Here is a 14,916-nt window from a genome sequence, read left to right as displayed (position 1 = left end):
CGGTTATAAAGGCTCTTGATTTCAATGTCCTGTCGGAAATCAGGAAGAGTTTAAATGTGGATTACGCGAACTTACGCTAAGTCCTGAATAGATAATAGAGGTTGCTGAATGAGTGCCACAGATCAATTTAGCGCTGAAGGTAAGCCCGACCCATCTGATGATGAATTTTCAGCGATGGAAAGTGGCAGCCGAAAACAATTCCCATGTGCCCACTGTGAGAAAGTGGAGGCGGAGCTGAAAGAGGCGAACCTCCGCCTCGAATGGATATACAGCTCAAAGTCCTGGCTGTTGACCAGGCCCCTTCGCTGTGCGGCAAGGTTGGCCCGCCGGGCACAGCATTATGTTCGCTACGGTCTCCAGGCTGCCAAGCGAGGCATCATCCATGGCCTATACATGGTCGCAAGAGCGAAGTGGCTTCCGGCAAAATTGAAATACCGACTGCTGGGAATTTTTCGCTGGTTAACCTCCAGGGTATTTCAGGTTCACAGTAACAATTCGAACAGACAGATGATGCGTCATTTGGCGCGCGACCGAAATTCTGCCCTGTTTGATATTGAGTTTGATGATTGCATGGAGGATATGCCTGAAATTGAAATTACAGCTGTAACTTTCAATAATAAAAAATGGCTCAAGGGTTTCTTTCAAAGCCTTTGCGCCCAGAATTATCCCCTCAAGAAAATTACCCTTCACTTTGTGGATAATGCATCCAGTGACGGTACTCCAGAAGAGATCGAAGATCTCACGCTCGAGTTTGGAGATAAATTTAAAGCTGTGCATTTGTACAATCGCCCGAACTTGGGTTTCGGTGCGGGACACGACTTCGCCATCAGGAAGTGTGTTGCTGACTATGTCCTGGTTTCGAATGTCGACCTAGTATTTGAGGAGGATTCAATTACACGAGCCGTATCTTTTGCTGCGGCAGACAAGGCAAAGACTGCGAGCTGGGAGTTTCGCCAGAAGCCGTACGAGCACCCGAAATACTTTGACCCTGTTACGCTCGAGACCTCTTGGTCTTCGCATGCTTGTATCCTAATCCAACGCGAGGCATATCTCGATGTTGGTGGGTACGAGCCAAAGATTTTCATGTATGGCGAGGATGTTGAGCTTTCATATCGATTCCGCGATGCCGGTTACCATGTGAAGTATGTTCCACAGGCTGTCGTATGGCACCATACGTACGAACACGCTCACCAGGTAAAGCCAGTACAGTTTATGGGTAGCACACTGGCTAATGCGTACATAAGACTCCGCTATGGATCAGTTAAGGATATTATCGCAATCTTAGCCCTTTATGGCTCTCTTATAACAATTGTACGTGGCGTCCCTGGTGGACGCAGAATGCTATTCAAGAACCTGCTGAAGATTGTTGTAAATGCCCCGTATTTCCTGCTCACGCGAAAAAAGAGCACCTTGCGCTTCCCGTTTCGTGCGTGGGACTATGAAATGCAGCGGGATGGTGCGTTTTTTGAGCTAAGGCCACCTGTGGAAAAGCCGCCTCTCGTCAGCGTGATTACCAGAACATATCCAGGCAGGGAAAAGTGGTTGAGAGAATGTATTGCTAGTGTCTTAAATCAGACATATCCCAACCTTGAATTAGTGGTTGTTGAAGATGGCGGCGAGACTCACAGGGATTTTATTCAGAAAGTTTCTGAAAGATTGCCAGAAGGTAAGCAAGTCATCTATTCAGGACAGCCAAAAAAGGGACGGTCTTTCAACGGAAACGCTGGTCTCGACATTGCTTCTGGTCAATATTTTACTTTCCTCGATGATGATGATCTCTTTTTTCCTGACCACGTGGAAACCCTGATGGCAGAGCTTTTGCATGAGTCGAAAGTTGTCGGGGTTTACGGGCTTAGCTGGGAGGTGGAAACTTCCACAAATGCAGAGCTTAAAGGAAGTTCCCATTACTTGGAGGAGACACATTCAACGCCCGCTATTTTCAGGCAAGAGTTTTCCGTGAATACGTTACGGCATCACAACTTCATTCCGATCCAGGCTGTCATATTCAAACGAGATCTTTACGATCAGTTTGGCGGCTTTGATATTGAAATGGATGCGCTCGAAGATTGGGATTTATGGGTACGTTACACGAGCGATAGCCCGTTTAAATATGTTGAAAAGACTACCTCTCTATTCAGGACGCCATATGATAGAAATGAGCGAATGAGGCGGCATGAGACTCTGCATGCGAGCTACAAGCGAGCGGTAGATAAGCAGAAGAAGTTCTTCGCAAGCCGGGACTCCGTTCACGAGCAATCTTGATTGCGCCTAGTTGTGTTGCCAGTTTTATGAAGCAAATTATTTTACACGTGGGCTTGGAGAAGACGGGTACAACGTATCTTCAAGATGTATTCTCTTCCAATGCCAGCGAGCTTTCGGCTGCCGGTATTTTGTATCCGATTACGGGTTTGGAGGACAACCAGCATTACTGGCTGGCAAAGGCGCTTGGCTTCAATTTCGAAGCTGAAAATTTCAATCGTAATCTTATAAAGGGTCTCAAGAGACAGCTAAACACTGAAATTGAGGAAAGCAGGCACAGGAAAATACTAATTTCAAGTGAGCACTTCGATTTCAATGTGACACCTGAGAGATGCAAGTCTTTGCGGGAATATTTTTCCGATTACGATGTAAAGGTAATTCTCTTTTTTAGGAATCAAGTAGATTACGCTCAGTCTCTTTATATCGAGCATATCAAATGGGGTGGCGAGGCGACATTCAAAGAGTTCTTGGACTCCAATAAAAAGTTCGACTTCTTTTCGAAGTTCAAATTGTGGCAGTCGGCAGGTTTTGATGTTGAAGTTGTAGATTATGACAGTAGTAGAAGAGATATTCTCACTGCTTTTTTACAGGTCGCCGGCATCGAGTTGCCAGTAAATAATTTATGCCGTCCTGAACTTCGGAAGAATGTTTCGCCTTCAATTGATTTCGTGGAGTTGATCAGGCAGCTTAATATAGGCTGCGACAAGCGGAAAAGAAGGTCGCAGTATGTTGCATTAACAAATCAGCTTGTGAAGAAATCAAAAAAACTGGAAAAAGTTTTTGTCAAAAGACCGTGGCGTTATCCAGTTGGGTCCCAAGGGATAGTGGAGGCGTGGGAGAGCGAAAATTACAAGCTCTGTGGTGAGCTGGGGCTTGACCCTTCAGCTTTTCTTGGTGGTCCACTAATAGACCGATTTGTTTCCCTGGAGAAGTATGAACCGCCCAACCTTAATGCGTTTCTTCTTTCCGGACTGTCGACGAGATTTTTGTCTTCACTGAAGAAGAATTCCCGATGGCGCCCCTGGTGAAGAATTTGACAGTACATGAAAGCGGAAAAAACATGATAGAGATTAGCATTTCGATAGTTGTACATAAAACCGATTTGCGAATGCTTGCCGAGAATCTCTCATCAGTAATTTCCGCGTACGATTGTTTAAATAAAATTGGGCAGTCTGGTGTCACGCTTTATATCATCGATAATTCCTTGTCAGATGAATACTTTCAGCAGCTTAAGCTAGTTGTGGGTGATATTCATTTACCCCATGGCCTGAAAATAGAGCTTATTAAACTTGATTTTAATATGGGATATGGTAAGTCGAATAACGTCATTTCCCCGGCTCTATCATCCGAGTATCACCTTATTTTAAACCCCGATGTCTGGCTCTATCCTGACGCTTTAGCGGAGTCGCTCAAGTTCATGATCGCCAATCCGAAAACGGTCATGCTTACGCCTAGTATAGAGGAGGAGGGGGGAAAGTTGTCTCATGTGGCTAAAACTTACCCCGACTGTCTGACGTTATTCCTAAGATATATTGGCAATCGAGCATTGGCTCGAATTTTCGAGAAACGGTTACGTCGCTACAGTTACGCAGACTTGTCTTCACAGCCCGCGACAGAGCTGGAGGTGGCAGGGGGTTGTTATATGTTTCTTCGTACTCAGGACTTTCTTGCACTGGAGGGCTTCGATGAGAGATTTTTTATGTATTTTGAGGACTTTGATTTTTCGCTACGAATCAGAAAGTTGGGGCGGATAAGCTATGCCCGGTCAGTACAGGTTAAGCATGCGGGGGGGGACGTTGGGAGAAAGACGTTTCGGCACCACCTATATTTTTGCAGCTCTGCACTTAAATTCTTTAATAAGCACGGGTGGAAATTCACCTGATTCAATGAACTACTCGTAGAAGCTGTCAGTTTACGCGCGTTGTTATGTTGCAAGTATATAAAGATGATATTGAAATTACTTCATAAAAATCAAATAGTCCTGATACTGGGTGCACTGCTATCTATATTCTTTCTCAAGGTCCAAATCAAGCTGCCTGAGCACTTGAAGTTTGAACTTGAGGCCCAGCTGCTATCACCAGAAGATGCCGTTGCGGCGATTTACTGTGATGACGGGAAAGGGTATCGAAGCAGCCACATGCTTGAGCTGCCGTACAGTCCTGAATATAGGGTTGCTGATGCAACATATGTTTTTAAAGGCCGTATACCCTGTGGTATTGGCACTAAGAAAATCCGTTTTGATCCGCTGTGGGCTGAAGGAGAGTTAATACTAAAGTCTTTCAAGCTTCGAACATATCGCTGGTTCGAGATAGAATTAGATGAGCGGCGGGGAGCAGAGCTGACTATCATCAATGGAATTGATAAGGTACAGAGCGCTGCTGGAGGGATTAAAGTCACTTCTTCCGGGCAAGACCCCATTATTGAGTTGACCGATAATGTTCAAGGGTACTTTGTTGTTCGTAACCGGGATGTTTTTATTGGTATTCTAATTCTGACGCCAATTTTTGCTGCTTTACTCAAGGCGGCTCAGCTAGCGCTCAGCTTTATTCTGGTTCGCGGTGAAAAGATTGAGTTGTTCCGGCAAGGAATTGAAAACCGAGTCGATGCGGTGATTTCAATTTTTACAAATTATATTCGGGGTTCAGTTGAAAAGCCTCGTGATATAAATTTTCTAGCCTATCTTTTCGCTTTTGCTATTTCCATTTATGGTAGTTGGCTTTTTCTTGGGGCTATCTATCCTGGCGTGTCAGTTGCGTACGCAAGCGCCTTTATTGCGGCACAAGTTTCGGTTTGTTTTTTTCTGTTGTTGATAGCAGCTGCTGGCTGGCTACTCCGTGATACTGCACGCAGTTGGTTCTTCCCCGGTTTGGCAATCCTTTTCGCGATTTGCTATGTGGCAGACGCGCAACTCTTTCGCTTAAATGGGATGCATATCAGCCATGGCCTTCAGATAATGCTTGATGGTGGTATTCAGAATTTTCAAAAAAATCTTGAGTTTACGAAGCTTTCGAAGCCTTTATTGGTTGCATATCAGATAGTTTGCCTTTTCCTGATTTTGTCGGCGTTCGTTCTCGCATTTATTCTTGGGAGACTTAAGAGAGGCTTCACTATAAAAATTTCATGGAAGAACTGCATCTCTCTCTTTGTTGTTCTGATCTCTATAGCTTATGTTGAGCAATGGTTTAGCGCGCGAACAAAATCCCACAGCCTTTGGTCTTTAGAGCAAAGCGATATTCCTACATATCTCACATTTATCAAGGCTAAAGACTTTATTATTGAATACGGCGTAAAGGTAAAGCCATACCCAGTCAGGGGATCGACCGAGTTTCCGCAAAACCTTACCGAAAAGGTTAAGAAGAGGAACGTATACCTATTTATTCTTGAATCTGTTCGAAGTGATGTTATTACGGAAAATGTTGCGCCAAACCTATACAAATTTAAGGGAGAGGCTCTGAATTTCAAGAAGGCGATTGCCAACGGTAATGCGACACACTATGGCTGGTATTCGATCGTTAACTCAAGAATACCGTTATATTGGGATACCTATAAGTCTAAAGAGCATAAGGCCGGATCAGAGTCCCTTCGGGCGCTCAAGAATGCGGGTTACGAGATAAAAGTTCACTCTTCCAAGGACCTGTCCTACTTGAGCGCCGACGAAACAATGTTCGGTTCTGATCTGCAACTCATTGATTACATTACCAAGCATATCCCTGGCAGTATTCCTGCTATCGATATTTCAGTTACAGACACCTTGATTCAAAGCTCAATTAATACAGATGTTGGTCGGGCATCGTTTAATATTGTTTTTTGGGATTCTACGCATTATCCCTACCGCTGGCCGAAAACTATGGGTGCCACCTTTGAACCTTATGCGGGTTCTGAGGAATCGGGTGTTTCTCTCAACTCTGCCAGAGAGTTAGCCATTAAGAATAATCCAATGATCTTCAACAGATATAAGAATTCCATAAGGTTTTCAGACAAGCTGTTCGGCAGGTTTGTAAATGAATTGAAGAGAAACGGGCTCTACGAGGATGCGATAATAGTAGTGGTTGGTGACCACGGACAGCAGTTTATGGAGCACAATTACTTGATGCATGGCCGTACCCTTTTTAGCGAAGATTTACATATTCCTCTCTATATTAAGGCTCCAGGATATTCAGCTCTAAGTTCCAAGAAAGTTGCAAGTCAAGTCGATATCATGCCCACGATCCTCGATTTGCTTGGTGTCGGTAAGCTGGGGAATATTCTGAGCGATGGACAGTCCCTTGTATCAAAGAATACAGCCGGATCTTTTGGCGTTGCTGCAGCTGCAGGGTTCAAAAATACACCCTTCCGATATGTGGTTGAAATTGAAGACTGGAAGCTTGTATTTGATTTGAATAGAAATGATCCGCTATCAAGCAATAAGCTTTATGTAAAAAATATATATGATGCCGGCGACAGGGAGTTTATCCCGGGTGGCGGCTCCAAAGATGATTACAGTAGATTCCTGGAGGATAAGTTCGGGAGAGAGCTAAAAAATTTGCCCTTTTTGGATCTAAGAAGCGGGCCTCTCTAAAGGGGAGGCCGCCTATCTTTGCGCTTAATCGCCTTATAGGTGACAGCTTGGCCAAGGCTTATATCGGGTCAGAAGAACTCCCGCGATTCGGCTTTTATGGTCAGGCTGTCCCAGATACCTTATCGCTAAGTGTTGCGCTGCTGTTTTTTGCCGCAAGACAATCTGGAGTGAACTCGGAGACTGTTTGTAGAATGATTCCTGGCTTAAAGAAAAAGAGAGACAATGAAAACCTGAAGCTTCTTCGATCGTCCGGGTTGATTAAGGCTCAATGGTATTTGCAAGAGTATGAGAAAGGAGCGGAGGTTTTTTTTGATCCTATAGCCCACTATTACCATGTGGGCTGGAGGGAAGGGAAGAACCCTAATCCCTATTTCGAGACTTCATGGTACTTGGATCGTATAGGGGACTCGAAGCCAAAAGACTTGTGCCCCCTCGTTGAATACATTCTAACTGGAGGCAGAGATCGGACCTCACCAGGATTTGACCCGAAGAAGTATTCCATGGCTTATGAGCTTGGTGGCATGGACCCTCTTTCTCACTACATTCAGCATGGGGTGTTTCAGGGTAATAATGGCTTTCCGGCGGAATTGAACCTCCAGCAACTGAAATTCGAGATTGAAAGCTGTGGCCTCTTTGTACGAGATTGGTATCTTGCAAAGTATCCAGACGTAAGGGCTTCCAGCATGGATCCACTGGATCACTACTGTCGTTACGGCTGGAAGGAAGGAAGGCAGCCGAATTATTATTTCGACCCGGTTTGGTACTCTAAAAGCGCTTGCTATACACCAGAAGCCGGAGTTCCCGAACTGATTCATTACTTTAAGACCGGCTGGCGCAGCGGCGTAAACCCGTCAGGTGAGTTTGATATTGCTTACTATCTGGCAAGTAACCCTGACGTCAAGGAAGCTGGCATCGAGCCGCTGAAGCACTTTATTGAATACGGGCAGTCTGAGGGCCGCCAGTTCAGGAAGGTCTACAGTTCACCCATCTGTTCAGAGATTTTGGATACGGGCCTGTTTCTGGGTGACTGGTATGTAAATTTCTACGAAGACTTGCGCGGACTCCAGGTCGATCCCTTAGAGCATTTTGTCGAAACCGGGATGTGTGAGGGGCGTAACCCGAACCCTTATTTCGATACCACTTGGTATCTAGAGATGTACAGTGAGGAGATTCCAGAAGACCGGAATCCAGTCCTTCACTATGCGAAGTCGGGCTGGAAGAAGGGACATAACCCGTCACTTAGATTCGATTCAAAAAAATACCATCAACAATACCTTCAGGACAGTAGCTTAACGGAGCCCCTAAGTCACTACCTTAAGTACGGCAAGCAGACAGGTCTCGCCGCATTTCCTGTCGTGGCAGCTGCTCGGAGGCGCCTGAAGCTCGACCCTGGGTCCACAGTAGTCCAGGATGCCGCACTCAGGCCCCTGCTAGACTGTTCTTTGACCGAGCTGAGGCCATGCTCTGAAACTTATAACCCGCGCGCACTAAATATTCATTGGGTCATGCCCGATTTCTCGCCCGGCGCAGGCGGCCACATGACTATTTTTAGAATAATTCGGTTTCTCGAGTTCTTTGGTCATAAGAATACCATTTGGATTTACAATCCTGTAAGTCACTCCACAGAGTCGGATGCATACGATGACATCGTCAAGCACTTTCAGGTGATAAAAGGCGATGTCAGGTTTGTAGGCCCCAGACAGGATTTTGGTGGCGGGGATGTGATATTCGCTACTGATTGGTCTTCTGTCAGCCATGTATTGTCAGCATGTCGGTTTAAGCGCCGGTTTTACTTCGTGCAGGATCATGAGCCCGAATTTTATCCGCAGGGCAGCCGCGCGATCGCAGCGAAAATGACATATGAGTATGACCTGGATTGTATATGCGCGAGCCCGTGGCTTCGTGAATTGATGCAGGAGCGTTACGGCCGCTGGGCAGAGGGATTCTGGTTGTCCGCGGATCGTACTATCTATTCTCCTGAGGGGCGAGTCGATAACACGGATGGAAAGTTCAAGATCGCATTTTATGCGCGCCACTTTACCTCGAGGAGAGCGGTGGAGCTGGGATTTCTGGCCCTAGAGGCCCTGGCTAAAAAGGGCATCGAGCTTGAGGTTCACTGTTTCGGCGCGAGCCTGCCCTTTTCCAAGACACCATTTGAGTGCATAGATCATGGGGTCCTGGCTCCCCATGAATTGGCAAGCCTTTACCGGGAGTGTGACCTTGGGGTCGTTTTTTCTGCAACGAACTATTCACTGATACCCCAGGAGATGATGGCTTGCGGTCTACCTGTGGCAGAGCTTGACGGAGAAAGTACGCGCGCTATATTCCCTCGCGGTGTTGTAACCCTCCTGTCACCAAATCCACGAGTCATGGCTGACGAGCTGGCCGCGCTGATATCGGATCAGGAGCGCTTAAGTCATCAGCGTCGAGCGGCACTGGATTGGGTTGGGCAGTTCACCTGGGAGCAATCCGCCCGTGACGTTGAAAGTGCTGTCTTGGAGCGTCTTAAGGCACTTGGTTTCTGCGCCGAGGATGGTGGAGAAACGCAGGAGGAGTGCCAGCCCAAAGCGTCCGTAGTAATTCCCACCTGGAATGGGGGGGAAGTATTTAGGCGTGTAATAGAAATTCTGGAGCGTCAGAAGACCCCTTGGCCATTTGAGGTCCTGGTTGTTGACAGCGGCTCCGAGGATGGAACAGCTGAGTTTGTTGAGGGACGAGGATCCGTTCGTCTTCACCGCATTCCAAATAGCGAGTTCCAGCACGGACGGACCCGTAACCTGGGAATCAGCCTAACTTCAGGTGAGTATATCGCTATCCTCACCCAGGACGCATTACCGAAAGATGAATATTGGCTTTATAACCTGGTGACCCATTTGGAGCACTTTCCTGATGCTGCCGGTGCATTTGGAAAGCACCTTCCATGGCCGGATGCGGATCCTTTTACCAAGCGGGATTTGCATGATCATTTTCATAAGTTTTTGAAGGAAAAGATTTGTGTTTCCAGGTATACCGACCCGGAAAAGTGGGAGAATTCCGATATTTCATGGAAACAGTTTTTACACTTTTATAGTGACAATAATTCATGCATGCGTCGCTCCGTCTGGGAGAAAATTCCGTATCCAGAAATAGATTTTGGTGAGGACCAGGCGTGGGCCTGGGAAGTGATCAAGGCGGGCTACTCCAAGGTCTATGCGTGCCAGGCGGTTGTTTACCATTCACACGATTTTGACGAAGGCGATGTGGAGAAAAGGGCGTATGAGGAAGGGCGTTTTTTTCGAAAGGTTTTCGGCTACCAGATGGAAAATGCGGACGATATCGGTCCCGCAGTGGGGGCGCTGAATGAGAGAGACCAGAGCTGGGGGACGGAGAACGGCGTGGATGCCGAGCTTATTGACGCACGGAAGGCATCAAATGCTTCGCGGCTAGCTGGATACAGTCGCGCGAACCGGGAGGAGGCTTGCGAAGAATGAAGAAACTATTTATCCATTTGGGTACGGGTAAGACAGGCACCACGGCGATTCAGTCGTTCATGTCGCTTAATCATAGTGCGTTACTTCGCAAAGGCGTAAATTATTGTCGAACTGGATTGCATCGTATAAATCACCATGGCCTCTGTTTTAACGATCATCGCCATGATCCAGCATACGCTGAGCGAGTGAAGAGGAAATTGAGTTGTCTTATTGACGAGATTGTTGCGAGCGAGGCCCGGCGGCACGTAATTAGCAGTGAGAACTTCCCGGGATTAACGCTGTCAGAAATAGAATACATGGTCGGTCTCTTGTCGCCGCATTGCGATATTAATGTCATCATATACTTCAGGCGACAGGATCAGTTTCTAGAGTCTTGGTTTGCGCAAATAGTGAAGGCCGGAGCCCTGGATGCCGATATCTCTGGCCTTAGGTCACAGCTTGTTCAAGCAAAGATTTTTGATTATTTTTATCACGCTGAGAAGTGGGGTTCCCTAATCGGCAAGGACAAGGTCCACGTCCGGCCTTATGAGCGTAGCCAGTTTTACGGTGGTAATATTTTTTCTGATTTCTTGAATGTTCTAGGTCTTTCTTTTGACCCTGATTTTGAGCAAGTGCAGAGGGATCCCAACCCCAGTTTGTCGCGAGAGCAGGTTTGTTTCGCGAGGGCCTTGGCTCCGTACCTTGATGGCCCTGATATATCGCTTCTTCTAAAACCTGTTGAGCTGGGAAGATCCGAGTCCTCGCGATATTTTTTGCCGCCCAGCCAGCGTCGAGAGCTTCTGGAGCAGTATATGCCGATTAACAATTCTGTGGCCAAGAAGTACCTGGAGAAGCAGAGCCTTTTTGATAGCTACGATATTCCTGACGCCACCAGCTGGATTGCCCAGGGCCCGATTTCACCCAGCTATGTTGAGGATTACTTGCGGCATATTGCAGATTTGGGGGGGGAAGGATTTGAACGGATTCGTAAAGCAATAGCTAAATTCCAGAGGCCCCATTCTCATGGCTCCTGATCAATTTCTTTGGGGTGAAGTGTTGTTTCAAGTGCCGGTGGACGGCTGTCGGGGCTACGGGATACGGGTTGGGCCCATTTTTTTGCAGGGAAGTTCAAAAGCGCCGATGATTTTGTGTGCTAAATCCTGTCTTCCCTAGGCGTGCGCTGCTTTCGGGGCAGGGAACTGTTGTCGACTAGGGTTCGAGCTCTGTTCTTTTTTTGAGGGGGGTGAAGCCTAGTTTCAGCTTGGCTTCTAATTAGCAGGGCGTCTAGGCTCACGCAGTATACCGGTTTTGATAGATTGCGTTTTGCTGGCTAGACTTTTTAAGCTGTAAAATTCGAAGAAATGCAGCAGCTATAGAACGAGAGTCGAAATTGCTGGCGGGCTTCGTGCGGCTTATGGTTGAGTTGTCCAGCGATCTCGATAACGGCCTTTGAAGAGCGCTGCGAGATCGCGGGGAAGGTTGAGGTCTATCTAATTACTCAGCCGGCGTCATCCCGATGCGGTTGAGTTGATAATCCCCACTCAATACGTTGCTCCACCAGGATTCATTGTTGAGGTACCACTGTACAGTTTCACGAATTCCTGACTCAAAAGTATGTTCCGGCATCCACCCGAGCTGATCCTTGATTTTACTGGCGTCTATTGCATAGCGACGGTCGTGGCCAGGCCGATCACTCACAAAGGTGATTAAATCTTTATAGTGAGTCACCCCAGCAGGCTTGTTGGGCGCCAATTCCTCGAGCAGTTCGCAGATTGTCTCAACAACCTCGATGTTCTTCTTTTCGTTATGTCCCCCAATATTGTAGGTTTCGCCGATCTCTCCGTTTGTAACAACCCGGTACAGTGCTTTAGCATGATCTTCAACGAACAGCCAATCACGTATCTGCGAGCCATCTCCGTAAACCGGGAGTGGTTTTCCTGCTAAGGCATTTAATATTACATGCGGAATCAGCTTTTCCGGGAAGTGGAAGGGACCATAATTGTTCGAACAGTTAGTGATGAGAATCGGCAGGCCGTAGGTGCGCCCCCAAGCTCTTACGAGATGGTCAGACGCAGCCTTGCTTGCCGAATAGGGTGAGCTGGGTGCGTAAGGAGTCTCCTCGGTGAACAGTTCATCAGCGGACTCCAGGTCACCGTAAACTTCATCGGTTGAGATGTGGTGGAAACGAAAACTCTCCCGTGCTTCTTGTGGCAGGGCAGACCAATAATCCCTGGCAGCCTGAAGCAGGCAATAAGTTCCGTGGATATTTGTCTCGATGAAAGCACCCGGACCATCTATCGAGCGATCGACGTGGGATTCCGCGGCCAGATGCATAATGGAGGTGGGCTGATATTTGGCCAGCAAGTTAGATATGGCCGGCTGGTCACAAATGTCGATTTTCTCGAAATTATACCGTGGCGACTGCGCTACTGACCGCAGAGAATCCAGGTTTCCCGCATAGGTAAGCTTGTCAACATTTACTACCGTATCCGGAGTGCAGTTGATGATATGGCGAACAACAGCACTTCCAATGAACCCAGCGCCCCCGGTGACTAAGATCGTTCCCACTTTTACCTCTAAAGAAAATCGCAAGAGCACCGGTAAATTGGTGCGAGTTGTTGTTTGGGTGCCAATGTTACCAACAGAAGAGCCTTTGGTACATACTGGAAGGGACCCAGGTCGGTAGACTGGGTGGGAAGGGCGCTAGCCGGAGGGCGCTCTGATGGAATCTCTGCCTCTGCTCGCGCACGAGGCAGCACCTCTGGATGTTCAAGCGCAAGATGCACCAGGTTTTGCGTGTGGCAGCAAGTTTGCGTTGGCTGGATGCCCGTTAGTATGGACCCTGTTTGGGCTCGCGAGGACAGACCCGGTGGGACAGGATGCTGCTTCGTTAACCGAACAGCTCTGGCAGTGACCCTTGCTTGGGCTGGGCTTGGGGTTCGGCCTCGGCCCTTAATAGCTTTTTTACCAAAATCTGCACCTGCTGCCGGTTGAGCGGGCGAGCAGGTTTTACGTACAGGGCGGCATTTAGCAGTTGTTGCAGTTTAGTCAATTCTTTCAGTTGCAACTGCTCGCTGGCCTCGTCAATACCCTTTCCTTTCAGTTTCGGACACCGTTCGTAGAGCCAGGACTGTAGCGCCTCACGGAGGCGGGTGGCGTCACCGCTTTCCGCTGCTTGTAGTAGTATTTCGCGACTCTCTGTTGTGCTTTTTCTCTGCGGGGCTGGATTGTAATTTCGCGGCACGCCAAGGTGCCGCCGAAACCACCAAAAATAAAAAATCCACAACAAGTGCGACGCCACTGCCGCAATAGCCAGGTTACGCCAAAACGCATCGCCTGAAAGCTGGCTGCCGGTGGCCGGGGCGGGCAGGGTGGAGGGACCGCTGGCGCTGGTGCCGGCAGCGCCTGGAGCACCACTGACGGTAAACCGGAAAGCAGGCAACTGCGTCACCCGCTGGCGGCCGGCCTTGGTATCCCACCAGCTCAGGGTGATCGGGGGCAGTTGGTATTCACCGGCCCTGGTGGCAACGATGGCGGTGGTCTCGATGCGGCTGCCGCTGATGCCGCTGGCGCCGGCCTGGTCATCCTGCTGGGGCTGGTCGGGGTACGTCTTCAGGCCCTCCACATTGATCCGGGGCAGGGGAGGGAGCTGGGCCGCACGCAGCCCTTCCGCCCGAATGGTGATGATCCGCGTGATCGGTTCGCCCACTTTGAAGGTGTCAGGGTCCTGGCTCCAGCTCTGCACGATGCCCAGGCTGGCTGCCGGCAGCCAGTGCTCGCCGCTGTAACTGTCCGGCTTGGGCAGTACCTCGATTTCCTTCGCCTCTGACCGCAGACGCAGGCGCTGGGTGTTGCGGTTGAAGAGCGAGAACGGATCGCGGCGGCCGGCCACAGCCACGTAGGTGAGGGCGGGGATACGGAGCTTGCCCGAGCTTTCCGGGAAGACGGCATAGGTCAGCTCGTAGACCGCATGTGCGACCCCGCCGATCCGGCGCTCGTAGCGCTGCTCGTCCACTTTCTCGATATGGGCGCCGGGAATCTGCAGCGGGTCGGTGGAGATGTCGTGGAGCCCGATTACCGTATAAAGGCGGACCTTGACCAGCAGTTGCTCCTGAACATAAATCCGGTCTTTATCGAGTTCAACCTCGAGAAAGGCCTTGCTGTCGCCGCCATCGGGCCGGGAGCCGGCCTCGGAAACGGTTATCGGAATTGCGTCGGAAACCTTTCCGTGCAGGTGCAGGGAGGGCACGAACAGGCGTCCTTCCCGTTTTGGGGCCAGGGTCAGCATCCACTCGACAAAGCTCTCCGCGCGACCATTGATCACCCGGTACTGGTTGGACTGCTGGCGGGAGAGGATATCGAAATCCTGTTCCAGCAGTTCGAAGTCCGGTTGCCCGCCGGATTCCTTGCCGGAATAGCGCAGCCGCAGGTTCAGTGTCTCATCGATCGCGATCTCGTTGCGGTCGACGGTCGCGGTGAGCTCGCTATCTGCCGCTGCCGTGCTGGCCAGCAGCAGGAAAAACACTGCCTGGAGCAGGTGGGATACTCGGCGCATGGTATGTGAACAGTCTCGCAATGTACTGCGGCGCTGGGCCGCCCCTGGGTTGATGTTAACCGACGAGCAGCCCTGGCAAGAAGAGCGCTGGCTGC

At 49.1% G+C, this 14,916-nt stretch carries 8 protein-coding genes; 6 read left to right on the top strand and 2 right to left on the bottom strand.

Annotated elements, in window-relative coordinates; translation table 11 throughout:
• Positions 1 to 108 precede the first annotated feature (108 nt).
• The 6 genes from BLT26_RS09290 to BLT26_RS09265 all read left to right on the top strand — a co-directional run bounded on the left by BLT26_RS09290 (position 109) and on the right by BLT26_RS09265 (position 11,300).
• Complete coding sequence (locus BLT26_RS09290) at positions 109 to 2,262, top strand: glycosyltransferase family 2 protein (RefSeq protein WP_091512537.1); 2,154 nt, start codon at positions 109 to 111, stop codon at positions 2,260 to 2,262.
• A gap of 26 nt (positions 2,263 to 2,288) precedes the next feature.
• Positions 2,289 to 3,287 (top strand): sulfotransferase domain-containing protein, encoded by a 999-nt coding sequence (locus BLT26_RS09285; RefSeq protein WP_091512533.1) that lies wholly within the window; start codon positions 2,289 to 2,291, stop codon positions 3,285 to 3,287.
• A gap of 32 nt (positions 3,288 to 3,319) precedes the next feature.
• On the top strand, positions 3,320 to 4,141 hold the full coding sequence (locus tag BLT26_RS09280) for a glycosyltransferase family protein (RefSeq protein ID WP_175453072.1): 822 nt from the start codon (positions 3,320 to 3,322) through the stop codon (positions 4,139 to 4,141).
• Between the two features lie 63 nt (positions 4,142 to 4,204).
• Positions 4,205 to 6,817, top strand: coding sequence for a sulfatase-like hydrolase/transferase (locus BLT26_RS09275; RefSeq protein ID WP_091512527.1), 2,613 nt, complete (start codon positions 4,205 to 4,207; stop codon positions 6,815 to 6,817).
• A 47-nt stretch (positions 6,818 to 6,864) separates the two neighbouring features.
• Entirely contained in the window at positions 6,865 to 10,287 is a 3,423-nt protein-coding gene (locus BLT26_RS09270; RefSeq protein ID WP_139169461.1) for a rhamnosyltransferase WsaF family glycosyltransferase, read from the top strand.
• Complete coding sequence (locus BLT26_RS09265; protein ID WP_139169459.1) at positions 10,284 to 11,300, top strand: hypothetical protein; 1,017 nt, start codon at positions 10,284 to 10,286, stop codon at positions 11,298 to 11,300. The genes BLT26_RS09270 and BLT26_RS09265 overlap by 4 nt, the downstream gene beginning before the upstream one ends.
• A 460-nt stretch (positions 11,301 to 11,760) precedes the next feature.
• Here BLT26_RS09265 and rfbB read toward each other — a convergent pair whose 3' ends face one another.
• Entirely contained in the window at positions 11,761 to 12,834 is a 1,074-nt protein-coding gene (gene rfbB, locus BLT26_RS09260; protein WP_091513363.1) for a dTDP-glucose 4,6-dehydratase, read from the bottom strand.
• Between the two features lie 322 nt (positions 12,835 to 13,156).
• Positions 13,157 to 14,821 (bottom strand): BatD family protein, encoded by a 1,665-nt coding sequence (locus BLT26_RS09255; protein ID WP_091512517.1) that lies wholly within the window; start codon positions 14,819 to 14,821, stop codon positions 13,157 to 13,159.
• Between the last annotated feature and the right edge of the window lie 95 nt (positions 14,822 to 14,916).

The organism is Microbulbifer yueqingensis (genome assembly GCF_900100355.1).
Taxonomy (GTDB): Bacteria; Pseudomonadota; Gammaproteobacteria; order Pseudomonadales; family Cellvibrionaceae; genus Microbulbifer; species Microbulbifer yueqingensis.
Note: the sequence above shows the minus strand (reverse complement) of the source record. Positions and strands in the feature narration are given on the sequence as shown.

Bases quoted from the DNA above. Each gene is read 5' to 3' on its own strand.
- BLT26_RS09290 (WP_091512537.1), top strand. From the start codon at position 109: ATGAGTGCCACAGATCAATTTAGCGCTGAAGGTAAGCCCGACCCATCT.
- BLT26_RS09280 (WP_175453072.1), top strand. From the start codon at position 3,320: ATGATAGAGATTAGCATTTCGATAGTTGTACATAAAACCGATTTGCGA.
- BLT26_RS09285 (WP_091512533.1), top strand. From the start codon at position 2,289: ATGAAGCAAATTATTTTACACGTGGGCTTGGAGAAGACGGGTACAACG.
- BLT26_RS09275 (WP_091512527.1), top strand. From the start codon at position 4,205: ATGATATTGAAATTACTTCATAAAAATCAAATAGTCCTGATACTGGGT.
- BLT26_RS09255 (WP_091512517.1), bottom strand. From the start codon at position 14,821: ATGCGCCGAGTATCCCACCTGCTCCAGGCAGTGTTTTTCCTGCTGCTG.
- BLT26_RS09265 (WP_139169459.1), top strand. From the start codon at position 10,284: ATGAAGAAACTATTTATCCATTTGGGTACGGGTAAGACAGGCACCACG.